The 23,926-nt window shown below is 56.7% G+C and carries 19 protein-coding genes; 6 read left to right on the top strand and 13 right to left on the bottom strand.

The window, feature by feature from the left end; translation table 11 throughout:
* Nucleotides 1-74 precede the first annotated feature (74 nt).
* From poxB to AC1RKG_RS05885, 4 genes are all read right to left on the bottom strand, one after another.
* Nucleotides 75-1,796, bottom strand: a complete 1,722-nt coding sequence (gene poxB / locus AC1RKG_RS05870) for a ubiquinone-dependent pyruvate dehydrogenase (protein ID WP_020826097.1) — start codon at nucleotides 1,794-1,796, stop codon at nucleotides 75-77.
* A 180-nt stretch (nucleotides 1,797-1,976) separates the two neighbouring features.
* The gene (gene hcr, locus AC1RKG_RS05875) at nucleotides 1,977-2,981 is read right to left on the bottom strand and encodes an NADH oxidoreductase (RefSeq protein WP_116690830.1); all 1,005 of its coding nucleotides are present in this window, start codon (nucleotides 2,979-2,981) and stop codon (nucleotides 1,977-1,979) included.
* Nucleotides 2,982-3,032: 51 nt separating this feature from the next.
* Entirely contained in the window at nucleotides 3,033-4,682 is a 1,650-nt protein-coding gene (gene hcp, locus AC1RKG_RS05880) for a hydroxylamine reductase (RefSeq protein WP_493182347.1), read from the bottom strand.
* 174 nt (nucleotides 4,683-4,856) lie between these two features.
* The gene (locus tag AC1RKG_RS05885; RefSeq protein ID WP_048761828.1) at nucleotides 4,857-5,753 is read right to left on the bottom strand and encodes a LysO family transporter; all 897 of its coding nucleotides are present in this window, start codon (nucleotides 5,751-5,753) and stop codon (nucleotides 4,857-4,859) included.
* Between the two features lie 192 nt (nucleotides 5,754-5,945).
* Between AC1RKG_RS05885 and AC1RKG_RS05890 the strand changes: the two genes are divergently transcribed.
* Entirely contained in the window at nucleotides 5,946-7,610 is a 1,665-nt protein-coding gene (locus tag AC1RKG_RS05890) for an ATP-dependent endonuclease (RefSeq protein WP_020826101.1), read from the top strand.
* Here AC1RKG_RS05890 and AC1RKG_RS05895 read toward each other — a convergent pair.
* Nucleotides 7,607-8,575: a VirK/YbjX family protein gene (locus AC1RKG_RS05895; protein ID WP_176983796.1), complete on the bottom strand. Its 969-nt coding sequence runs from the start codon at nucleotides 8,573-8,575 to the stop codon at nucleotides 7,607-7,609. The two genes, AC1RKG_RS05890 and AC1RKG_RS05895, sit on opposite strands and share 4 nt — an antisense overlap.
* A gap of 192 nt (nucleotides 8,576-8,767) precedes the next feature.
* Between AC1RKG_RS05895 and macA the strand changes: the two genes are divergently transcribed.
* Together macA and macB are read left to right on the top strand one after the other, a co-directional pair.
* Nucleotides 8,768-9,883, top strand: a complete 1,116-nt coding sequence (macA, locus tag AC1RKG_RS05900) for a macrolide transporter subunit MacA (RefSeq protein WP_232807774.1) — start codon at nucleotides 8,768-8,770, stop codon at nucleotides 9,881-9,883.
* On the top strand, nucleotides 9,883-11,829 hold the full coding sequence (gene macB / locus AC1RKG_RS05905) for a macrolide ABC transporter ATP-binding protein/permease MacB (protein ID WP_046374009.1): 1,947 nt from the start codon (nucleotides 9,883-9,885) through the stop codon (nucleotides 11,827-11,829). Before macA ends, macB begins: the two co-directional genes overlap by 1 nt.
* Nucleotides 11,830-11,908: 79 nt before the next feature.
* On the opposite strand, the gene cspD is transcribed toward macB, so the two are convergent.
* Nucleotides 11,909-12,130: a cold shock-like protein CspD gene (gene cspD, locus AC1RKG_RS05910; RefSeq protein WP_004942590.1), complete on the bottom strand. Its 222-nt coding sequence runs from the start codon at nucleotides 12,128-12,130 to the stop codon at nucleotides 11,909-11,911.
* Nucleotides 12,131-12,489: 359 nt separating this feature from the next.
* On the opposite strand from cspD, the gene clpS reads away from it, so the two are divergent.
* On the top strand, nucleotides 12,490-12,810 hold the full coding sequence (gene clpS / locus AC1RKG_RS05915; protein ID WP_020826105.1) for an ATP-dependent Clp protease adapter ClpS: 321 nt from the start codon (nucleotides 12,490-12,492) through the stop codon (nucleotides 12,808-12,810).
* Nucleotides 12,811-12,837: 27 nt separating this feature from the next.
* The gene (clpA, locus tag AC1RKG_RS05920; RefSeq protein WP_020826106.1) at nucleotides 12,838-15,117 is read left to right on the top strand and encodes an ATP-dependent Clp protease ATP-binding subunit ClpA; all 2,280 of its coding nucleotides are present in this window, start codon (nucleotides 12,838-12,840) and stop codon (nucleotides 15,115-15,117) included.
* Between the two features lie 202 nt (nucleotides 15,118-15,319).
* On the opposite strand, the gene infA is transcribed toward clpA, so the two are convergent.
* The 7 genes from infA to trxB all read right to left on the bottom strand — a co-directional run bounded on the left by infA (nucleotide 15,320) and on the right by trxB (nucleotide 22,738).
* Nucleotides 15,320-15,538 carry a translation initiation factor IF-1 gene (gene infA, locus AC1RKG_RS05925; RefSeq protein ID WP_002211347.1) on the bottom strand — a complete coding sequence of 73 codons (219 nt, stop codon included), beginning with the start codon at nucleotides 15,536-15,538 and terminating at the stop codon, nucleotides 15,320-15,322.
* Between the two features lie 106 nt (nucleotides 15,539-15,644).
* On the bottom strand, nucleotides 15,645-16,370 hold the full coding sequence (gene aat, locus AC1RKG_RS05930) for a leucyl/phenylalanyl-tRNA--protein transferase (protein WP_493182349.1): 726 nt from the start codon (nucleotides 16,368-16,370) through the stop codon (nucleotides 15,645-15,647).
* A 30-nt stretch (nucleotides 16,371-16,400) separates the two neighbouring features.
* Complete coding sequence (gene cydC, locus AC1RKG_RS05935; protein WP_128864110.1) at nucleotides 16,401-18,137, bottom strand: heme ABC transporter ATP-binding protein/permease CydC; 1,737 nt, start codon at nucleotides 18,135-18,137, stop codon at nucleotides 16,401-16,403.
* Nucleotides 18,138-18,139: 2 nt separating this feature from the next.
* Entirely contained in the window at nucleotides 18,140-19,906 is a 1,767-nt protein-coding gene (gene cydD, locus AC1RKG_RS05940; protein ID WP_493182351.1) for a heme ABC transporter permease/ATP-binding protein CydD, read from the bottom strand.
* A 176-nt stretch (nucleotides 19,907-20,082) separates the two neighbouring features.
* The gene (gene gstA, locus AC1RKG_RS05945; RefSeq protein WP_493182352.1) at nucleotides 20,083-20,700 is read right to left on the bottom strand and encodes a glutathione transferase GstA; all 618 of its coding nucleotides are present in this window, start codon (nucleotides 20,698-20,700) and stop codon (nucleotides 20,083-20,085) included.
* 98 nt (nucleotides 20,701-20,798) lie between these two features.
* Nucleotides 20,799-21,686 (bottom strand): LysR family transcriptional regulator, encoded by an 888-nt coding sequence (locus tag AC1RKG_RS05950; protein ID WP_261107997.1) that lies wholly within the window; start codon nucleotides 21,684-21,686, stop codon nucleotides 20,799-20,801.
* An 80-nt stretch (nucleotides 21,687-21,766) separates the two neighbouring features.
* The gene (gene trxB / locus AC1RKG_RS05955) at nucleotides 21,767-22,738 is read right to left on the bottom strand and encodes a thioredoxin-disulfide reductase (RefSeq protein WP_020826112.1); all 972 of its coding nucleotides are present in this window, start codon (nucleotides 22,736-22,738) and stop codon (nucleotides 21,767-21,769) included.
* A gap of 660 nt (nucleotides 22,739-23,398) precedes the next feature.
* Here trxB and lrp point away from each other — a divergent pair.
* Entirely contained in the window at nucleotides 23,399-23,893 is a 495-nt protein-coding gene (gene lrp / locus AC1RKG_RS05960) for a leucine-responsive transcriptional regulator Lrp (protein WP_004928318.1), read from the top strand.
* The last annotated feature ends 33 nt before the right edge of the window (nucleotides 23,894-23,926 follow it).

Here is a 23,926-nt window from a genome sequence, read left to right on the forward strand (position 1 = left end):
ATCATAGCCAGATTTTCTGATGACAAAAGAGAAAAAATACCGGGAACAGCGATCGTTGTTCCCGGGATGGGTCATTAACGCAACCAGTTGGTTTTCGCCAGTTCGACCACTTCGTCGCCACGGCCGTTGATGATCGCCCGCAGCATATACAGGCTAAAGCCCTTGGCCTGCTCGAATTTGATCTGCGGCGGCATCGCCAGTTCCTGCTTGGCGGTGACGACATCGAGCAATGCCGGGCCGGGGTGCGCCAGCATTTCCTGCAGTGCGCCGTCCAGATCCGACGCTTTCTCCACGCGAATGCCCTTGATGCCGGCGGCATTGGCTATCGCCGCAAAGTCAGGGTTATGCAGGTCAGTGCCGTCGGTCAGGTAGCCCCCGGCCTTCATTTCCATGGCCACGAAGCCCAAAACGCTGTTGTTGAAGATCACAATCTTGACCGGCAGTTTTAGCTGGGCCAACGACAGGAAGTCGCCCATCAGCATAGTGAAACCGCCGTCGCCGCACATGGCTATCACCTGCTTGTTCGGTTCGGTTGCCTGTGCGCCAATCGCCTGCGGCATGGCGTTGGCCATCGAACCGTGGTTGAACGAACCGAGCAGGCGGCGCTTGCCGTTCATTTTCAGATAGCGGGCCGCCCATACCGTCGGCGTGCCGACGTCGCAGGTGAAGATGGCGTCGTCGCTGGCGTACTGGCTGAGTTGTTGCGCCAGATACTGCGGGTGAATAGGCTGATCGTCATTGGCGGTGGCCAGGCCGTCCAGATCTTTGCGCGCGTTGCGGTAGTGCTCCAGGGCCTTGTCGAGAAAGGCACTGTCGCTCTTGGGTTCCAACTGCGGCAGCAGGGCGGTCAGGGTGGTGTTGATGTCGCCCACCAGCGCCATATTGACCGGGCAGTGCGCCCCGATACTGCCTGGGTTGATGTCGATCTGAATGATATTGGCGTTGGTAGGATAGAAGGCGCGGTACGGGAACTGGGTACCGAGCAGCACCAGGGTATCGGCGTTCATCATGGCGTGATAGCCGGAAGAGAAACCGATCAGACCGGTCATGCCGACGCTATAGGGGTTGTCCCACTCGATATGCTCCTTACCGCGCAAAGCATGCACCACCGGTGCCTGCAACAGTTCGGCCAGCTTGACCACTTCATCATGAGAACCGGCACAGCCGCTGCCGCACATCAGCGTAATATTTTTTGCTTTGTTAAGGGTTGCGGCCAGCTTGTTCAACTCGCTCATGGGCGGCTGCACCAGCGGCAATGCCGGAGTGTGCCACACCATGCTGGCGTCTTCCGGTGCCATGCGCAGCGCCACGTCCCCCGGCAGCACAATCACCGACACCCCACGATTGAGGATCGCTTTGCGCATGGCAATCTCCAGCACCCGCGGCAGCTGTTCCGGGTTGGAAACCAGCTCGCAGTAGTGGCTGCATTCGCGGAACAGTTCTTGTGGGTGAGTTTCCTGGAAATAACCGCTGCCAATCTCGCTGGAGGGAATATGGGCAGCAATGGCCAGTACCGGTACGTGGTTGCGGTGACAGTCGAACAGACCGTTGATCAGATGCAGGTTACCTGGCCCACAAGATCCGGCGCAGACCGCCAGTTGGCCGGTAAGCTGAGCTTCCGCACCGGCGGCAAAGGCAGCGACCTCTTCGTGGCGCGTACCCAGCCATTCGATGGTGCCCATACGGTGCAGGCTGTCGCTGAGGCCGTTAAGTGAATCGCCGGTGACGCCCCAAATGCGTTTCACACCGGCCTGTTCCAGAGTTTTGGCGATCAGCGTGGCTACGGTTTGCTTCATACTTCCCCCAAACATGATAGAAATACCCTTGATTTTCAATCGTCTGAATTCCTCGGGTATGGCTTATTGATTATTGAGCAGATGAACGTAATAAAAGCGCGCAACCGGGAAAGTGTAGAAGGGGAGTGCCAAGCCTGCTTGCCGATAAATGCCCCATCATTGGCGATGGGGCGGTAAGCGTCAGGCGAGGGTAACGTCGCCCTGCAGTTGGCAACTGCAGGCCAGCACATAGCCCTGGGCGATTTCAGCCGGTGTGAGCGTCATGCTGCTGGTGGTGGTGTAGTCGCCTTCGAGGATGCGCGTTTTGCACGAGCCGCATACCCCGGCGCGACAGGCCGCATTGACCGGCAATGCGTTGGCTTCCATCGCTGCCAGCAGCGTGCTGCCTACCGGGACGTGGTATTCACCCAACGGCCGGGCGGAGCGTAGCATTAAAGTTGCACCTTGCCCGCTATCGGTTTCCGCCGGGGTATGAAACTGTTCTTTGTGAAAGCGGGAAGCCGGCACGCCAAGCTGCAGGCACAGTTGCTCCGCCTGGGTCATATAAGGCGCAGGACCGCAGGTCATCACTCTGCGTTCGGTGATATCCGGCGCGACCTGGCGCAGCACTTCGGCACTGATCCGCCCGCTGAGATACCCTGGCTGGATATCTTGTTCGGCCATCAGCGTCAGCCTCAGTTGCGGATGAGCGGCACAAAGCTCGCGCCACTGCTCGGCGAAAATGGTATCGGCAGGGGTACGTACGTTAAAGATTACGGCGACATCACAGGCCGGACGATTGGCCACCAGCCAGCGACACATGGAGATGATTGGCGTGACGCCACAGCCGGCAGCCAACATCAGGTAGCTGTCGGCCGGGTGTTGTTCACAGCTGAACTCGCCTTGGGCGTCAGACAGCCACAGGGTGTTGCCGGGTTTAACCTCACGCGTCAGCCAACGGGAGCCGATGCCGTCCGGCAGGCAACGTACGCTGATGCTGAGAAAACGGCTTTGGCCGGGGGAAGAAGACAAGGTATAGGCGCGCAGCGTCTCTTCGCTATTGCGAATGCTGACCAGCGCAAACTGGCCGGCTTGATAAGGGTAAAAAACGTCGCAGATCAGGTTTAACGTCCAGACGTCGGCGGTTTCCTGTCGGATCGAATGGACCTGCATACGGTTAGGACAAAGTGGGCTGGGTTGGGTCATAGGGCACCTCAAAAGCAAAGGGGCCGGCATCTGCGGCCCCAAAAAACGGGATCAACCAAGCAGGGCGTGCAGGTCCTGCTCAACGGTAGTAATCGGACGCATGCCGAACTTGTCGTTGAGGATCGCCATCAGGTTCTCGGTCAGGAAACCCGGTGCCGTCGGGCCGGTGACAATATTTTTCACCCCTAACGACAGCAGCGTCAGCAGGATGACGATCGCTTTCTGCTCAAACCAAGACAGGACCAGGCTGAGTGGCAGTTCGTTGACGGTACAACCGAGCGTATCGGCGAGTTTGACCGCCAGCATGATGGCAGAATAGGCGTCGTTGCACTGGCCGACATCCAGCAGGCGCGGCAAGCCTTCCAGGGTGCCGAAATCCAGCTTGTTGAAGCGGTATTTGCCGCAGGCCAACGTCATGATCAGGCAGTCTTGCGGGACGCTGCGGGCAAAATCGGTGAAATAGCTGCGTTCATCGCGGCTGCCGTCACAGCCTCCCACCAGGAAGACGTGACGCAGTTTCTTTTGCGCCACCAAATCGATCACCGTATCGGCAGCGTTGAGCAGCGTCTGACGGCCAAAGCCGACGGTGATCATATGTTCGATTTCGGTATACGGGAACCCCTTAATGCCTTGAGCCTGGGCGATCACCTGGGTGAAGTCATCCCCTTCCAGATGGTTGACGCCCGGCCAGCCGACGATGCTGCGCGTCCAGATGCGATCGCCGTAGTTGCCGACGTTAGGATCGATAATGCAGTTGGAGGTCATCACGATAGGACCGGGGAATTTGGCAAACTCGGTCTGCTGGTTCTGCCAGCCGCTGCCGTAGTTCCCCACCAGATGTTTGAATTTTTTCAGCTCCGGGTAGCCGTGTGCCGGCAACATTTCGCCGTGGGTATAGACATTCACGTCCTGCCCTTCGGTTTGCTCGAGCAACATGCGCAGATCTTTCAGATCGTGACCGGAGATCAAAATGGCTTTACCCGCCACCGGACGGACGTTAACCGCGCTTGGCAGCGGATCGCCATAGGCCTGTGTCTCGCCGTGATCGAGAATGGCCATCACGTTGAAGTTCATCTTGCCGATGCCCATCGCGTTGTTGAGCAGGGTATCCACATCGCGCGGCTGGGTGCCGAGCCAGGCCATAAAGGCGTGATAGTCGGCGTAAATCTGGTCGTCATATTGACCCAATACGTGGGCGTGCTCCATATAGGCCGCCGCGCCTTTCAGGCCGTACAGGCAGAGCATGCGCAGGCCGTGCACGTCGTCGCCGACCTCGGCTTTATCGGTATTCAGAGCGAACTGAGCCGCCTGTTGCAGCAGAGTAGGCATATCGTCACCGGCCAACTGCAACGTGGCTAGTGGATGATCGACGCTTACGCCGGCATCCAGCAGGCGGCAACGTGCCGCCAGTGATTCGCGCAGGGTGATAGTTTCGCGTGCATAACCGATGATGCGGTCAGAATCGAAGTTGACGTTGGTCAGGGTGGAGAAGAAGGCGCGCGGGGCAAAACTGTCGATATCATGATCGACGATCCCGAGAGCCCGTGCCTGCAGCGCCCAGGCTGACAGCCCTTGTAACGCTGCTACCAGCAGATCCTGCAGGTCCGAAGTTTCCGCCGTTTTACCACACATGCCCTGGGCATAAGAGCAGCCGTTGCCTGCCGGGGTACGAATGGTTTGTTCACACTGCACACAGAACATAATCGCTTCCTTTTTTAAAGTTGCATTTTAAATGCTTGTTTAAGAGCATAGATCGGCAACCGAGGCTTAAAAAGGTTTTTATGGTGTAACCAAAGGGAAGTTTGATTTAGCGCAATTTCGCTGTGCGGATGGGAATTATTACGCTTTCCGGGGGCGGTGCCCCCGGAAAAGAGGTCAGGAGAACAGGGCGATCAGTACCGGTGCCAGCAGGCTTAGCAGGAAGCCATGCACAATCGCCGGTGGCACCATTTCCAACCCGCCGCTGCGTTGCAATACCGGCAGGGTAAAGTCCATGGAGGTGGCACCGCACAGGCCCAACGCAGAGGAACGGCTGCGTCTTACCAGGCTTGGGATCAGCATAATTGCCACCAGCTCGCGTGCCAGATCGTTAAAGAAGGCTGCGCTGCCCAATACCGGACCGTAGGCATCGGTGATCAGAATGCCGGAAAGCGAATACCAGCCAAAACCTGAGGCCATGGCCAGCCCGGCTTTGATCGGCAACCCCAGCAGTTGCGCTGCCAGCGCACCGCCGGCCAGCGCACTGACCGTCACCACCACGGCCACCATCATGCCGCGTCGGTTAAGTACGATTTGGCGCAGGGTCATGCCGCTGTTGCGCAATTGGATGCCGACCAGCAACAGCAGGAAAATTAACGCGTATTCGCTGCCTTTATTGGCAAACTGCAACCATTGCCACTGGGTCAGGCCGAGCAGGAAGCCGCCGAGTACCACACCGCAGAGTTTGAGCGATTCCAGCGCCATATGCAGGCGCGAGGGCAGCTTTTCCTGTTTATGGCTGTTCCGCCACGGCATTTTATGTTCCAGCAGCGCCAGCATCAGCAGGCTGGCAGCGAGAATGCACAGGAAGAACACCGAGGCATACTGGAAAATTAGCACCAGATTACTGCTCAGATCCTCCAAAAACGCCAGGCTGATACCCATGAAAAACAGGATCACGTAAACCATCCAGCTCAGCAGACGGTTAATGGTTTGCAGTAACGTTCTGCTGCGTAATGGAACCAGGTAACCGGCAATCAGCGGTAAGAGAATAATCAGCAGTCCTGAATACATGGTGAAGCTTACGTCCTTTGTTCGGCAGATGGCGCCAGGATGACCGGCGAGGCACCACACGCTAACCAAAACGGCGACCGGAGTAAAGCGGCAGATTTGACGTCGTCCTCTTGACCTGCAAGGGGTTTTTTGACCATGCTCAGAGAAGGTCACCCCATTAAGGACGGTGGCAGCGCGCACGGGAGGCGACAGATGTTCTTAGAGCGTATCGAGATTGCAGGTTTTCGCGGCATTAACCGGCTGTCGCTGATGTTGGACGACAACACGCTGCTGCTGGGTGAAAACGCCTGGGGTAAATCCAGCTTGTTGGACGCCTTGACCCTGCTGCTGGCGCCGGAGCAAAAGCTGTACCGTTTTGAAGGGCATGACTTTCATTTCCCTCCTGGCGAGGAAGAGGCCAAAGAACGGCATTTACAGGTGGTCTTTACCTTCTGTGAGAAAGACATCGGCCATGCTCATCTCCCCCGTTACCGCCACCTTTCGCCGCTGTGGGTCAAAGGCGAAGATAACCTCAACCGAATTTATTACCGCTGTGAAGGCGAACTGGCCGATGACGGCACGGTTTGTACCTGGCGAGGCTTCCTGGATGCCGACGGTAACGCGATGCAGTTGCATCATATTGAGCAACTGGCACATGCCATTATTCGCATCCATCCGGTATTGCGCCTGCGCGATGCGCGTTTCATCCGCCGTCTGCGGCCCAGCACGTTGAACGATGAAAACCCGGCTGACAATAAGGCCCTGTCCCAGCAGTTGGATCAGTTGACGCGAGAGTTGGTACGCAACCCGCAAAAGCTGACTAACGCCGAGCTGCGGCAGGGGTTGGCAGCAATGCAGCAACTGCTGGAGCATTACTTTGCCGAGCAGGGTTCGCAGGTCTCCCGGCCGCGTCGGCAACGGTTGGATCAAGATCAGGATCAGCAGGCATGGCGCTCCCTGGACAGCATCAACCGTATGGTGGCAGAACCTAACAGCCGTAGCATGCGGCTTATCTTGCTGGGAATGTTTTCTACTCTGCTGCAGGCCAAGGGCAGCATCAAGCTGGATCCGCACGCCCGGCCACTGCTGCTGGTGGAGGACCCGGAAACCCGTCTGCATCCGATTATGCTGTCGGTGGCCTGGGGGCTGCTTAACCAGTTGCCGTTGCAACGGATCACCACCACCAACTCCAGTGAACTGGTGTCGCTGGTGCCGGTAGAGCATGTTTGTCGGTTGGTGCGTGAGTCCGGGCGCGTCGCCACTTACCGCCTGGGACCGCGTGGGCTGAGCCCGGAGGATGGGCGCCGCATTGCTTTTCATATTCGTTTTAATCGGCCATCTTCGCTGTTTGCCCGCTGCTGGTTGCTGGTGGAAGGCGAGACCGAGGTCTGGCTGTTGAGCGAACTGGCGCGCCAGTGCGGATATCACTTTGAGGCAGAGGGCGTACGCGTGATCGAGTTCGCCCAATGCGGATTAAAACCTTTGCTGAAGTTCGCCCGTCGCATGGGCATTGAATGGCATGCTTTGGTGGACGGTGATGAAGCGGGGAAAAAGTACGCCAATACCGTACGCAGCATGTTGGATAACCACGACGATAACGAGCGTGACCGACTGACCGCGTTACCGGCACCGGATATGGAGCATTTTATGTTCCGCGAAGGCTTTAGCCCGGTCTACTACCGGGTGGCCTCGGTGCCGAAGAATACACAGATGCCGGTGCGTAAGGTGATCCTCAAGGCGGTGCATCATTCCTCGAAACCCGATTTGGCGATCGAAGTAGCGATGCAAGCCGGCCAGTGGGGCACGGACTCGGTGCCGCCACTGCTGAAGAAAATGTTTTCGCGTGTGACCTGGCTGGCGCGTGGCCGCGCCGATTAGACCGAAGTAAAACGGGGCTGGGCACGAAAGTGCTCTGCCATTCCCAGTTCCAACTCGTCCAGTAGTTGATAGCGACGGCGGTATTCAGCGCGTTTCTTGCTGGCCACTTCTTCGATCGGTTTGCGGGTGATGCTCTTCGGCAATAAAAAATAGCCGCTTTCAAGCATCTGGCCGCCCATGGATACCCAAAACTGATCGTAATCGGCATGCAGCTTGTCTTTCTTTTTACTGTGATAACGCCAGTTCTGGTAGATATGGGTGGCGTTGCCGACCGCCACGATTTGCTGAATGCCCAAATGGTGGGCCAGAGCGCAAATCCCTTCCAGTGCCAGGCGTTTCGGGAACAATCCGTGACACTCCTTGGTGGCCTGCTGGATTTCAGCATGCGGTACCTGATGATTAGCTCCCTGTAACCCGCCGATAAACAGCGTCGGTTTCTGCTGATAGTGCATCAGCGAAAAGGTGATTTCCGCCAACATAATACCGTTGGCGTTACGCAGCAGCAGGGTGGCTTCGCCTTCCTTGTTCAGGTTGTCGATGGCCGCCAGTTCGAGTGACACCGCGGCGCCACTCTTGCCTTCGGCGCTGGCGAGCACAAAAGGCTTTTTCAGATGACCGAGCAGCATTTTCATTGGCATGCGTTGGGTGCTGAGATCGTAGTGGTCGCGCAGGGCAAATAAGCACTCGATTTTACTCATGTTGGCTGCCAGATACGGACGATGCAGTTTGCACGGCAGATTGGGTTGCGCGTTCAGGATCTCATCCAGCAGGGGATTGGACGCCAGCGTGCTGAGCAGGCCGCTGGTGGTGCGCCAGCAAAATAACGAACGGCCGATAAACTTCAAGCGGAATGACGTTTTTTTCCAGGCTTTACTCGGCGTCTTTTCGCCATTGATCAGCGCCGTCATCAGTTGCCAGCTGTTAAGCGGACGTGCAGATACGAGTGGGTAGCTGAGCTGTGACATGATGAAATCCTTGACTGTATTGAATGGTGCTATTTCATCAAGGCTTCACTAAACGAGAGGTCAATGCCCAACTGTAACCAAGCGTGTCTCCACATTGTGTTGAGCTAAGGTTTAGTTATTCCGCATCGTGCGTGATAATTTAGCCCCGCTGCCGCTATTGGCAGTATGAATTGCAACAGGCAGGAACCTATTTTGACGTGGTTTAAAGGACACAAACGACGCTGGATAATCGCGCTGATCGTAGCGGCGGTTATCGCTGTGCCGGCGGTCTGGCACTTTGGGCACCCGACGCCAACCCAGTTTAAAACGGTGAAGGTCACCCTGGGCAGTCTGCAGCAAAACGTACTGGCGACCGGTCAGCTCGACGCGGTTCGCAAGGTGGACGTGGGTGCGCAGGTCAGCGGGCAGTTGGAAAGCCTGTACGTCGAAATTGGCGACCGGGTGAAGAAAGGCCAGTTGCTCGGCGTGATTGATCCGCAACAGGCGAAAAACAGCATCCGCGAGGGCGAAGCGACGCTGCGTGAGCTCCATGCCCAGTTACAGCAGGCGCAAGCGGAACAACAGCTGGCGGCGGTTACGCTGCAGCGCAATCAGGCTTTGGCCAAACTGCAGGCAGTCTCGCGTCAGGATCTGGATCAGGCCGCCACGCAACTGGCAGTGAAGAAGGCGCAGGTAGGCACCATTCATGCGCAAATCGCCAAAAACCAGGCCAGCCTGGACACGGCAAAAATCAATCTGGCTTTTACCCGCATTGAAGCGCCGATGGATGGCGACGTGGTGCAAATCACCACGCTTCAAGGCCAGACGGTGATCGCGGCGCAACAGGCGCCGAACATTTTGACGCTGGCAGATCTCAGCACCATGTTGGTAAAAGCCCAGGTGTCGGAAGCGGACGTCATCAGCCTGAAGCCGGGGCAAAAAGCCTGGTTTACCGTGCTGGGCGATCCTAATCGACGCTTTGATGGCGTGCTGAAAGATATCCAACCAACGCCGGAAAAGGTCAATAACGCTATCTTCTACTACGCGCGCTTTGAAGTGCCGAACCCCGAGGGGTTACTGCGTTTGCAAATGACGGCGCAGGTGCATATTCAACTGGCGGGAGTCAATCAGGCGCAAATTATCCCTTTGGCGGCCCTGGGCGATCAAATTGCGGATAACCGCTATCAGGTTTCGATCCTCAAGCAGGGCAAGGAGGAAAAGCGCGAAGTGGCGATAGGCCTGCGTAATAATATTGACGTGCAAATCCTCAGCGGACTGAATATCGGCGACGAAGTGATCGTCAGCCGCGGCGGCGCGGAGCCTCTCTAATGGCCGCATTGTTGGAACTGAGCGGCATCAGCCGTAGCTATCAGTCGGGCGATCAGACGGTGGCGGTGCTGAAGAACGTGAGCCTGAGCATCGAGGCCGGCGAAATGGTGGCCATTATGGGCGCCTCCGGCTCCGGTAAATCGACGCTGATGAATATTCTCGGCTGCCTGGATAAGCCCAGCGCCGGCGTGTATCGGGTGGCCGGTCAGGACGTGGCGACGCTCGATAGCGACGCATTGGCTCGGCTGCGGCGTGAACATTTCGGCTTTATTTTCCAGCGATATCATTTGTTGCCGCATTTGAGCGCGGCGCATAACGTCGAAGTGCCTGCGGTATATGCCGGGCTGGGCAAGGCGGCACGACGTGAGCGTGCGGTGGCGCTGTTACAGCGCCTGGGGCTAAGCGAGCGCGTCAGTTACCGACCTAGCCAGCTTTCCGGCGGTCAGCAGCAGCGGGTCAGTATCGCTCGTGCGCTGATGAATGGCGGTCAGGTGATCCTGGCGGATGAACCGACAGGTGCCCTCGACAGCCATTCCGGTGAAGAGGTGATGACCATCCTCAAGCAGCTGCGCGAGCAGGGGCATACGGTGATTATCGTGACCCACGATCCGGCCGTGGCCCAGCAGGCTGAGCGGATCATTGAAATCCGCGACGGCGAAATCATTGCCGATTCACGCCCTGATGGGCAGAGCAACCCGAACGCCAAACCGCTGGAGATGGTTACGCCGGCGCCGTCCTGGCAGCAAACTATCGGACGTTTCCGCGAAGCCTTGGTGATGGCCTGGCGGGCAATGGCGGCAAGTAAGATGCGCACTGCGCTGACCATGCTCGGTATTATTATCGGCATCGCCTCGGTGGTTTCGATCCTGGTGATCGGCGATGCAGCCAAACAGATGGTGCTGGCAGATATCAAATCCATCGGCACCAATACGGTAGATATCTATCCCGGCAAGGACTTTGGTGACGACGATCCGACTTTCCGCCAGGCATTGAAGTACGACGATCTTGCCGCGTTGCGCGAGCAGCCTTACGTCAGCGCATTGTCGCCCAGCATCGCCAGCAGTATGCGGCTGCGGCTGGGTAACGTTGATGTTGCAGCCAACGTTAACGGCGTCAGCGAACAGTTTTTCCGCGTGTACGGCATGACCTTTACTGAGGGCGTCGGCATTGATCAACTGCAGGTGCAATCACAGTCGCAGACGGTGGTGATCGACGCCAACACCCAGCGCCGCCTGTTCCCGAATCAGAAAGAGGTGGTAGGCCGGGTGATCCTGGTGGGCAATATGCCGGCGACGGTAGTGGGGGTAGCGAAGGAAAAGCAATCTATGTTCGGCAGCAGCAAGACGCTGAACGTCTGGGTGCCCTACAGCACCATGGCCAATCGGCTGATGGGGAACGCCTATTTTGATTCGATTACCGTGCGCATTCGTGATGGTTACAACAGCCAGGAGGCGGAGCAACAGCTGACGCGCTTGCTGACGCTGCTCCACGGCAAGAAAGACGTCTTCACCTATAATATGGACAGCCTGGTGCAGACCGCAGAAAAAACCACGCGTACGCTGCAGCTGTTTTTGACGCTGGTGGCGGTGATATCACTGGTGGTCGGCGGTATCGGCGTGATGAACATCATGTTGGTATCGGTGACGGAGCGCACGCGTGAGATAGGCATCCGCATGGCGGTGGGGGCACGCTCCGGCGACGTACTACAGCAGTTTTTGATTGAAGCGGTGCTGGTGTGTCTGGTCGGCGGTGCTTTGGGAATTACGCTGTCCTTTGCCATCGGCCTGTTGGTGCAGTTGGTGTTGCCAGGTTGGCAAATCAGCTTCCCTCCGGCGGCCCTGTTGAGTGCGTTTGTCTGTTCCACCGCTATCGGCGTGGTGTTCGGTTATCTTCCGGCCCGCAGCGCGGCGCGGCTTAACCCGATTGACGCGCTGGCACGCGAATAATCAGCGAATAAAAAATGCCAGTCACACGGCGGCTGGCATTTTTTAGCGGGGTGTTTCAAACTGACTCTGTGGATGCGCGTTAGGCCAGGGCCTCGCTTTCCAGTGGCACAATAAGACTCGCATGGTTCCCTTTTGGCCCTTGGTGCACATCAAAACTGACCTGCTGGCCGGCTTTGAGTGTCCGGTACCCATCCATCTTAATCGTAGAATAATGGGCGAATATGTCTTCGCCGCCGCCTTCAGGACAGATAAACCCAAACCCTTTGGCGTTGTTGAACCATTTAACAGTACCCGTCTCCATGCTTTTACATCCCTCGCAACGCTATTTTTAGGTGAGATGAATAACTGAATTCGCACCCGCCAGAAGCAGGTAGCAGATGAGCCTGAAAGTGGTTAAAACACCACCAGCTCACGAATTTACACTCTAGAGCAAATGATCATCACGTCAAGGGATCGGCTTTTGTCGGCAGGGAGCAGTTCATCAAAGTTTGAAGCAGGTAACGATCTTGACATTGTTTGGTAACAATTCGTCAGAGATTTTTGCGCACGTTCCAGTGCGGCGGGATGATGGCGAAGATGATAAAATAGTAATGATACCCCACTTTGAATAACCGGAACCTGTCCCCATATTAAAGGACAGAGCAGAGAAGATGAGCAGCGATGGGCAATAACAACGGTTGGCTAAATTTCGAACATTTGGCCGAGGAAAAACAAATCGATGCGGTAAAACCGCCGTCTATGTATAAAGTTATACTTAACAACGACGATTACACACCGATGGAATTTGTGATTGACGTTCTGCAAAAGTTCTTTTCTTATGATATTGAACGCGCAACGCAACTGATGCTCACGGTCCACTATCAAGGCAAGGCGATCTGCGGTGTCTTTACCGCCGAGGTGGCGGAAACCAAGGTCGTCCATGTGAACCGTTATGCGAGGGAGAACGAGCATCCGTTGCTTTGTACGCTAGAAAAAGCCTAGATTTAGGCAACTATTGGGGAGGTGCTTATGCTCAATCAAGAACTGGAACTCAGTCTCAACATGGCTTTCGCCAGAGCGCGTGAGCACAGACACGAGTTTATGACCGTGGAGCACCTGTTGCTGGCGTTACTCAGCAACCCTGCCGCGCGAGAAGCGCTAGAGGCATGTACGGTGGATCTGGCCGCGTTACGCCAGGAGCTGGAAGCCTTTATTGAACAAACCACGCCGACGCTGCCCGCCAGCGAAGAAGAGCGCGACACTCAGCCGACGCTCAGCTTCCAGCGCGTACTGCAGCGTGCGGTATTCCATGTGCAATCTTCCGGCCGCAGCGAAGTCAGCGGCGCCAACGTACTGGTAGCGATTTTCAGCGAGCAGGAGTCGCAGGCGGCTTACCTGCTGCGCAAACACGACGTCAGCCGTCTCGACGTAGTGAACTTCATTTCACATGGCACACGTAAAGACGAGCCGGGCCAAGCGCCGAATGCGGAAAACCCGGTGAATGAAGAGCAGTCCGGAGGGGAAGACCGTATGGAAAACTTCACCACCAACCTCAACCAGTTGGCACGGGTAGGCGGCATCGATCCTTTGATTGGCCGTGACCCTGAACTGGAGCGTGCTATTCAGGTACTGTGCCGTCGTCGCAAAAACAACCCGCTGCTGGTGGGGGAATCCGGCGTCGGTAAAACGGCGATTGCCGAAGGCCTGGCCTGGCGCATTGTGCAGGGCGACGTTCCGGAAGTGATGGCGGACTGCACGCTGTATTCATTGGATATCGGTTCATTGCTGGCCGGTACCAAATACCGTGGCGACTTCGAAAAACGTTTTAAAGCGCTGCTGAAACAGTTGGAACAGGATAAGAACAGCATTCTGTTTATCGATGAGATCCACACCATCATCGGCGCCGGTGCAGCTTCCGGTGGGCAGGTAGACGCCGCCAACCTGATAAAACCGCTGCTCTCCAGCGGCAAGATCCGGGTTATCGGCTCCACTACTTACCAGGAATTCAGCAACATTTTTGAAAAAGACCGTGCGCTGGCTCGTCGCTTCCAGAAAATCGACATTACCGAGCCGACGCCGGAAGAGACCATTCAGATCATCAACGGCCTGAAGACCAAGTACGAAGCGCACCACGACGTGCGTTATACCGCCAAAGCGGTGCGTGCGGCGGTCGAGCTGTCGGTGAAATACATCAACGACCGTCATTTGCCGGACAAGGCTATCGACGTTATTGACGAGGCGGGCGCCCGCAGCCGGTTAATGCCGGTAAGCAAACGCAAGAAAACCGTCAACGTGGCCGACATCGAATCTGTGGTGGCGCGTATTGCGCGTATCCCGGAGAAAACCGTGTCGGCGAGCGATCGCGACGTACTGAGAAGTCTGGGCGATCGTCTGAAAATGCTGGTATTCGGGCAGGATCAGGCGATTGAAGCGCTGACTGAAGCGATCAAGATGAGCCGTGCTGGTTTGGGGCACGATCGCAAGCCGGTCGGTTCCTTCCTGTTTGCCGGGCCAACCGGCGTCGGGAAAACCGAGGTGACGGTGCAACTGGCGAAGGCGATGGATATTCAGCTGCTGCGTTTTGATATGTCCGAGTATATGGAACGTCATACCGTCAGCCGTCTGATTGGCGCGCCTCCGGGCTACGTCGGTTACGATCAGGGCGGTCTGCTGACCGACGCGGTGCTCAAGCATCCGCACTCGGTGGTGCTGCTGGATGAAATCGAGAAGGCGCATCCGGACGTGTTCAACCTGTTGTTGCAGGTTATGGACAACGGTACCCTGACCGATAACAACGGCCGCAAAGCGGACTTCCGCAACGTGATCCTGGTGATGACTACTAACGCCGGGGTACGTGAAACCGAACGTAAATCGATTGGTCTGGTGCAGCAGGACAACAGCACCGATGCGATGGAAGAGATCAAGAAAGTGTTCACGCCGGAATTCCGTAACCGTCTGGACAACATTCTTTGGTTCAACCATCTGTCGACCGAGGTGATCCAGCAGGTTGTCGATAAGTTTATCGTCGAACTGCAGGCGCAGCTGGATGCGAAGGGCGTGTCGTTGGAAGTGAGCGATGAAGCGCGTGACTGGCTGTCGGTGAAAGGCTATGACCGTGCAATGGGCGCTCGTCCGATGGCGCGTGTGATGCAGGAAAACCTGAAGAAACCGCTGGCCAACGAATTGCTGTTTGGTTCACTGGTGGACGGCGGCTCGGTGAAAGTCGAGCTGGACAAGGACAATCAGAAACTGACTTACCACTTCCTCAGCGCGTCGATGCGTAAAGCGGATGAAGGTGCGGTGCACTAAGGCCGGGTCAGATAAAGAAAAAGCGATGCTTCGGCATCGCTTTTTTTATGGGTGAATTTCACCACAACAGAAATGATTGAGCCCTCTCAGTTTACCTGCGCTCTCGCAACTCGATGTTGAACGTTGCTACGGGGGTAAACGGAAAGGGCTCCGGAGGCATTACATCCTCGGTGCCGCCATCGGCTGGCGACGAGTGAGCCGATTAACGGCTACGGAAGACAATGCGGCCTTTGCTCAGGTCGTACGGGGTCAGCTCTACAGTGACTTTGTCGCCCGTCAGGATGCGGATGTAGTTCTTACGCATTTTACCGGAGATATGTGCGGTTACCACGTGCCCGTTTTCCAATTCAACGCGGAACATGGTGTTCGGCAGCGTATCAAGAACGGTGCCCTGCATTTCAATATTGTCTTCTTTGGCCATCGAATCCTCTAGGTCTAACTACCTTAGTTTTTAACCGGCAAGATAATGCCGAAAAACCCACATTATGTAAAGAAGTGTCGGCGAACATTGCACCGTTTCCGCAAAATTAGTTTGTTGGGGAGGGTGGTTCAACCTGCTGTGGGGGTAACACTTGCGGTGCCCAACACTCTGGCGCTAATGGCTTGCGCTGAAGTTGGCTGAGCTGCTGCAAAAATTGTCTTCGGGGGATCTCTTTCGCTCCCAGCGTGGCAGTGTGAGCGTTAAGCACCTGACAGTCAATCAATTCTCCGCCATAAGCGGCAAAATGACGGCAAAAAGCAATCAAAGCGCATTTGGACGCGTTGGGGGTACGGCTAAACATGGATTCGCCGCAGAACAGGGCGCCCTGGGCCACGCCGTACATGCCCCCCACCAGCTTGTCATCCTGCCACACCTCTATCGAATGGGCGAAACCGAGGCGGTGCAGGTGCAGATAAGCGCGCTGCACCTCCGGGCCTATCCAGGTGCCTTCCTCCGGCCGATCGGCACAGGCGGCGATCACCGCCGCAAAGTCGTGATTTAGCGTGACGCGGAAGGGGTTGCTGCGCAAAAAGCGTTTCAGACTGCGGCTGATATGGCGTTCGGCAGGAAACAGCACCGCCCGTGGGTCGGGCGACCACCACAAAATGGCCTCCCCGGGGGAAAACCAGGGAAAAATGCCGCGCTCATAGGCAGCCAATAGACGAGGCGCTGTCAAATCACCGCCGATAGCCAGCAAACCGTTAGGATCGCGCAGTGCGCCCTCAGGAGAGGGGAACACCAGCGACTGCGATGACAGCTTAACAATGCGCATATAAGGTCTCAGCGTCCTCTACAGGCCCTTTTACAGCGGTATACCGCTGATACGTTGACGGAACTGGGCATAACGCCCCTGCTGACGCATCAGGCTGAGGTGATCGCCTTGCTCAACGATGCGCCCACCGTCCATCACGCAAATTCGGTCAAGGTGTTCCAATCCATACAGGCGGTGGGTCACCAGGATCAGCGTTTTTCCCTGGCAATGTCGGCGCAGCAGCGCCAGGATCTGCTGTTCGGTTTCGGCATCCAGACCTTCGGTCGGCTCATCGAGCAACAACAGCGGCGCCTGATGCAGCAATGCGCGAGCAATGCCCAGACGGCGCTGCTCGCCGCCGGAAAGCTGTCGGCCACCGTCTCCCAGCCAGGCGTTGAGCCCCTCGTTTTCCAGCAGCTTGTCCAACCCGACCTGCTGCAACACTTCGCGCAACTGTTCGTCGGTCGCCGTTGGGGCGGCGATGCGCAAGTTTTCGCGCAGCGTATCGCTAAAGATGTGTACTCGCTGACTGACGACGGTGGTCATCTGACGCAGCGTGGTTTCATCGTAAGCGGCCAAGGGATGGCCGTTGAGCAGCATCTGCCCGCTGTCGGCGTTCCAGGCGCGGGTGAGCAACTGCAGCAGGGTCGATTTACCGCACCCGGTGCGGCCGAGCAATGCAATATGTTCACCGGCGGTAATCTCCAGCGTGACGTCCTGCAACACCGGCTGCGGCTGGCCGGGATAGGTAAAGGTAACCTGTTGCAGACTTAGCATGGCACCGTTTTCGGCAGTTGGACCATCGGCAGGGAAGGTCACTTCCGGTTGTCGATCGATGACCTGCTTCACCCGCGTGGCGGAAGCTATCACCTGTCCCAGGTGCTGGAAGGCGCCGGCTACCGGCATCAAGGCTTCAAACGAAGCCAGGGCGGCAAACACGAACAACGCAATCAGCGCGCCGGGTTGGCTGTCGCCACCGATACCGGCAGCGGTGAGCCACAACATCAACGTCACGGTCAGGCCGCTGGCCAGGATCATCAAAGCCTGTGCCATGCCGCCCAACGAAGCTTGCTGCCACTGACGGCGCTGCCACTGTTTTTCAGTGGCATCCAGAGCCGCGCGGAACTGATCCACGGCACCGAATACCACCAGCTCAGCCTGACCCTGCAGCCAGGCAGTCAGATCGGTACGGTACTGGCCGCGCAGGGCGGTCAACTGGCCGCCAATCGGCTTGCCGGCACCGTAAAATACCGGCGGCACCAGCAGCAACAGCAACAGCAGGATGCCGCCCAGCGTCAGGGCCAGTGAAACGTCCAGCCAGCTCAGGCCGTAAGTCACCACGACAATCACCACGGCGGCGCTGACCAGCGGTGAAATTACCCGCAGATACAGATGATCCAGCGTATCGACATCCGCCACCAGTCGATTCAGCAAATCGGCCTGTCGGAAGCGGGCAATGCCTCCCGGCGACAGCGGCAGGATCTTTTTAAAGGTGAAGACCCGTAGATGAGACAGCACACGGAAGGTGGCGTCGTGGCTGACGACCCGTTCGGCATAGCGCCCGGCGGTGCGGAAAATGGCGGCACCACGCACGCCGGCCGCCGGCAGCATGTAGTTGAAGGTAAACAGGCCCGCCAGCCCGGCCAGGGCGGAGGCGGCGAGGAACCAACCGGACAGAGCCAGCAGGCCGATACTGGCCAGCAGCGTGATGATGGCCAGCAGAATGCCCAGACAAATCAGCAGGCTGTGACGACGGTACAGCGCCAGGAACGGCAGCAAAACGCGCATGATTATAGATCCCCGCGGCGGTGAGCGATCAGGTTGGCAAACAGGCCCGGTTGGGCGCTCAGCGTGGCGTAATCACCTTGCTGGACGATGTGTCCGCCTTCCATTACCCAAATCTGGTCGTAATCTTCGGTATCTTCCAACTGGTGAGTCACCAGCAGCGTGGTTTGTTGATGCGAAGCCGCATTCAGCGCCTGCATGACTTGCCGCTCGCTGTGGGCGTCGAGACTTGCGGCCGGTTCATCCAACAGCAGCAAACGGCGCGGGCTGATCAACGCCCGGGCGACTGCCACACGTTGCGCTTGCCCGACGGACAGGCGCGCGGCGTTATCGCCGACTTCGGTATCCAGACCCAGCGGCAGATACGGCAGGATCTCGCCGACATAGGCGTCCTCCACGGCCTGTTGCAGTTGGGCTTCGCTGGCCTGCGGATTGCCCAACAGTATGTTGGCGCGCAGCGTTTGCGCCGGTAGGTGCGGATTTTGTCCTACCCAGCCGAGTTGTTGGCGCCAGCCTTCGGCGGCCAGTTCGCGCAGTTCGATACCATTAATCCGCAGAGAACCGCGATAGGGTAAAAACCCGAGCAGCAGGTTCAGCAACGAACTTTTCCCTGCACCACTTAACCCGACCAAGGCAATGCGCTGGTTGGCGGGCAGAGTGAAGCTCAGCGGCCCGGCCAGCAGCACGCCATTGGGCGACAGGATCTCCAGATCCTGCGCTTGCAGCTCAAGCGGCGCATTGGCGTCGAGGATTTGTGTGCCATTGCCCATTTGTTCGCCCTCGGCGCAGAGAAAGGTTTCCAGCGCTTCGGCGGCACCCACGGCTTGCGCCTTGGCGTGGTAGAAAGTCCCCAGGTCGCGCAACGGCTGGAAGAACTCCGGTGACAGGATCAGCACCAGGAAGCCGGCAAACAGCGTGACGCCGGTGCCATAACTGCCGAAATTAAGTTCGCCAAGGAACGAGAAGCCAAAATAGACCGCCACCACGGCGATAGAAATGGAGGCAAAGAACTCCAGCACCGCCGATGACAGGAAAGCCAGACGGAGCACCTCCATGGTGCGGCTACGGAAGTCTTCAGACGATTTGGCAATCTGCTCGGTTTCCGCCTGCGCCCGATTGAATAAGCGCAGCGTGTCTAACCCACGCAGGCGGTCGAGGAAGTTACCACTCAGGCGTGCCAGCGCCACGAAGTTGCGTCGGTTGGCATCGGCGGCACCCATGCCGACCAGCGCCATAAACATGGGGATCAGCGGCGCGGTGGTCAACAGAATCAGACCGGCGGCCCAGTTGATCGGGAATACGGTGATCAGGATCAGCAGCGGGATAAACACCGCCAGATACATCTGCGGTAAATAACGGGAATAGTAGTCCTGCATATCCTCGATCTGTTCGATGATGATGCTGGCCCAACTGCCGGCCGGTTTTCCCTGGATCCAGGCGGGGCCGAGTTGTTGCAGTTTATCCAGCACCTGCTGGCGCATGCGCTGGCGGATCACTTGTCCGCAGATAAAGCCGACGCGTTCACGCAGCCAACTCAGCACGGCCCGCAGCGCGAAGGTGGCAGCCAACCAGATAAACGACGCAATCAACTGTTCACGTGGCGCCTGTTCGATAATCAGGGCGTGGAGCAGGGCGGCCAACAGCCATGCCTGAGCGACAATAAGCATGCCGCTGATTAGCCCCAACAACATGGAAAGGCGCAACCAACGCTGCGCCAGGGTGCTCTGAGTTTTGAGCCAACGGGTTAATTGCTGCTGTCTGGTTTTTTTCATCAGATATGAGTCTGCGTCGCCGGTGCCTATTGTTACAGGCAAGGTTAACGTACTGTTAAAAAAAGTGTTTGCCCCAACCTGAAGCGAACAAGTGAAGGCCAATGTTACCTCTTCACCCGGCAGACTGAAAATAATAAAGCGGTCAAATATCGCTATAACAGACCGCGACAGCAGGATTAGGGCACCGCTTGACTGGCTGCTTCCGCCGCCAGGGCGGTTTGCACGGATCTGCGCTGGCTAATCAGCGACATATAACGGGTTATCGATGGCCAGTATTTTAGGTCGATGGAAAACTGATCCATCCAGCGCAGTACGGTAAACAGATAGGCATCCGCGACGCTGAAAGTTTCTCCCAATAGAAACGCCGGTTCGTCCAGCGTCTGAGCAACAAAATCGAGGCGGCGTCGCAGCTTGTCGCGAAACAGCGTTTTGACCTCTTCCGGCAGAGTTGAGTTGAACAGCGGGCTGGATCCCGCGTGGATCTCGCAGGTAATGAAGTTCAGCCACTCCTGCAAGCGCACCCGTTCGAAGGTCGAGTTTGGTGGGGCCAGCCTGGCCTCAGGGCGCAAATCCGCCAGATACTGCACGATGGCAGTGCCTTCGGTGATCACCTGTCCGTCGTCCAGCATCAGCGCGGCGACGTAACCTTTGGGATTAACCCGATAGAAGTCTCCGCCGTCGGCGCTGCGCTTGGTGCGGTTATTGACGCGGATCAGTTCGAATGGCAAATCCAATTCCCGCAGCACGATATGTGGCGAGAGGGAGCAGGTATCGGGCGCAAAATAGAGTTTCATCGGCATATTCCTGAGGCAAAAAGCGACATCGCTTGGCCGTCAGAATGCCGTCGGTGCCGCCGGCAGAAAAATTAGAATCTCAGAAACCCGGTATCAGCTCAGCTACTGACGGGCAACGGCAAATGATCCTGTAGAAAGTGCAACAGAGTTTGCACTGGCGCGGAGCTTGCACCGGCGAATGAACAAACCAGGCCAAAATGGCGATAAAGTGGCGCGCTCAGCGGCAGGGCGCAAATGCCTGGCGTATCGGCCGGTATCACCGATGCGGGCACCAGCGATACGCCGATCCCTTCACGTACCAGCGTCAGCGCGGTGTTCCAGTCACTGACGGTGACGCGGACATCCGTCAGCGCCAAACCTGCCTGCTGCGCCAGCAACTGAGCATTGAGCTGGCAACCTCCGGTAGCCAAGACAAACGGCTGTTTGACCAGTTCATTGAAATCTATCGGCTGGCGGTTTCTGGCAAGCTTATGATCAGTGGCCGTCACGGCAAGCCATAGGTCTTTTCCCAGCGGGTGGCTTTGCCGTTCCGGTTTCGGATTCAACACTATGCCCACGTCGGCAGCTTCCAATGCCAGCCAGTTTTCGACCTCCAGATCGGTGCCTTCCAACTGCACCAGTTCAATGGCGGGAAAGCGGCGGTGAAATTTGCGTAGCAAAGGGGGTAACAACAGCGCAAATGCTGAAGGGAAACTGGCCAGGCGTATTTTGCCGGCGTGTGAACTTTGCGCCTGCTGCGCGCAGTGTTGGATTGCATTGAGTTCGGCCAGCATGGTGCGGGCATGGCTGACAATCTGTTCACCACTTTGCGTTAGCGTAACGCTGTGCGGTAGTCGAACCAACAACGAAGTGTTCAACGCCTCTTCCAACTGAGCGATAGCCTGACTGGCGCCAGACTGTGTCATGCCGCATTGACTTGCCGCCAGGGTGATCTTGCCGCTGTCGGCTACGGCAACCAACAGACGCCAGTGGAGAAGATTCTGCATCGAAGACCCGCCTGATGATGTTTGAGATACAAAAAAAGCGGCTAATAAATAGCCGCTTTTCAGGGTAACAGTCTGTGCCGTTACAGAACTTCTGCGTCGGCAATACCGTCCAGATAACGCTCTGCGTCCAGCGCAGCCATACAACCGGTCCCGGCGGAAGTGATCGCCTGGCGGTAGATGTGGTCCATCACGTCGCCAGCGGCGAATACGCCCGGAATGGTGGTTTGGGTGGCATTGCCGTGAATGCCGGACTGCACCTTGATATAGCCGTTTTCCAGTTCCAGTTGGCCACCGAAAATGCTGGTGTTCGGGCTGTGGCCGATGGCAATAAATACGCCGGCCAGCGCCAGTTCACGCGTTTCATTTTCCGCTTTGGTGCTGCGAATGCGTACGCCGGTAACGCCCATTTCGTCACCCAGCACTTCGTCCAGAGTGTGGTCGGTGTGCAGCACGATATTGCCGTTTTTCACTTTTTCCATCAGCCGGTTGATCAGGATCTTCTCTGAACGGAAGCTGTCGCGACGGTGGATCAGGTGAACTTCGGCCGCGATGTTGGACAGATACAGCGCTTCTTCTACTGCCGTATTGCCACCACCTACAACGGCGACTTTCTGATTACGGTAGAAGAAACCGTCGCAGGTAGCGCAGGCGGAAACGCCTTTGCCTTTGAAGGCTTCTTCTGTCGGCAGGCCAAGATAGCGGGCTGATGCACCGGTGGCGATAATCAGCGCATCACAGGTGTATTCGCCACTGTCGCCAAACAGGCGGAATGGACGGTTCTGCAGATCAACGCTGGTGATATGGTCAAACACGATTTCGGTCTGGAATTTTTCTGCATGCTCACGCATACGCTCCATCAGCGCCGGACCGGTCAGGTCTTCGGCATCACCCGGCCAGTTTTCCACTTCGGTGGTGGTGGTCAACTGACCCCCTTGTTCCATACCGGTAATCAGCACCGGGCTCAGGTTGGCGCGCGCTGCGTAAACCGCGGCGGTGTAGCCAGCCGGGCCGGAGCCCAGAATCAATAATTTGCTGTGTTTAGCCGTGCCCATGAATAACCTCTTTTCCCACAATGGCGGACAATGGATTCGATTGTAGGGAAAATGCGGCATTAAAAAAAGCGTCAGGGGATGTTGTTAACGATTTGTTTGATAGTCATTGCCTATTAATTATTGTTTTGCTGCTTAAGCGAGCGCAAAACGCAGCAATTTAACTTATGGAAGCCGCTTGCGGGCGTTTGGTACTCAAACGGCCGGAAACAGCACATCAAGCGGGTTTAAGTGCCTTGCCCACGGCGTTTTTAAGCCAGCGATTCATAACTAAAAACGGGGTGCTAACTTTTCATGACGGTACGTTCTTCTGATTTTGCTTCTTTTACTTTGACAATCCGCTGCGCATTTGCGAAAACATCATAGGAAGAAGAAATTATCCTCCCACCTGCAGTAAATCGTACGTATTTGCGGCGTTGGCGCAGGATTTTGCGCCGCTGCCGGATCTGCGTGCGGCAGGGGAGGAACATCGCGCAAGCGGATGGCACCTTTCTTCTTGCTTAAAACACCTTGTGCAGAGTTTGACAGACAGGCTGCACAGCGGTGAATGATGGTAGTGAAGCATATGACAGGCATCGGGTCTTCGCTTGGAACGAGCCCTTACACATTGACGTTGGCTAGGGTGTGGCAAGTGCAGGGAAGAAAATAAGAGAGACAATAATAATGGCAGACAATAAGAAACGCCCGGGTAAAGATCTCGATCGTATCGACCGCAACATCCTCAACGAACTGCAAAAGGATGGGCGTATTTCGAACGTTGAACTTTCGAAGCGCGTGGGGTTATCCCCAACCCCATGTTTAGAACGCGTGCGCCGCCTCGAGCGCCAGGGTTTTATTCATGGTTATACCGCGTTGCTCAACCCGCATTATCTGGATGCGTCCCTGTTGGTCTTCGTGGAAATCACGCTGAACCGCGGTGCGCCGGATGTGTTTGAGCAATTCAACTCAGCAGTTCAGAAGCTTGAAGAAATTCAGGAGTGTCATCTGGTGTCCGGTGATTTCGACTATCTGTTGAAAACCCGCGTGCCGGATATGTCCGCTTACCGTAAGTTGCTTGGCGAAACCTTGCTGCGTCTGCCGGGGGTTAACGACACCCGTACGTACGTGGTAATGGAAGAAGTGAAACAGAGCAACCGTCTGGTTATCAAAACACGGTAGGGTGCAGGTGCAAAACCTGATTAAATTGGTTAC

It is taken from the genome of Serratia sp. GW822-FHT06D09 (assembly GCF_058799515.1).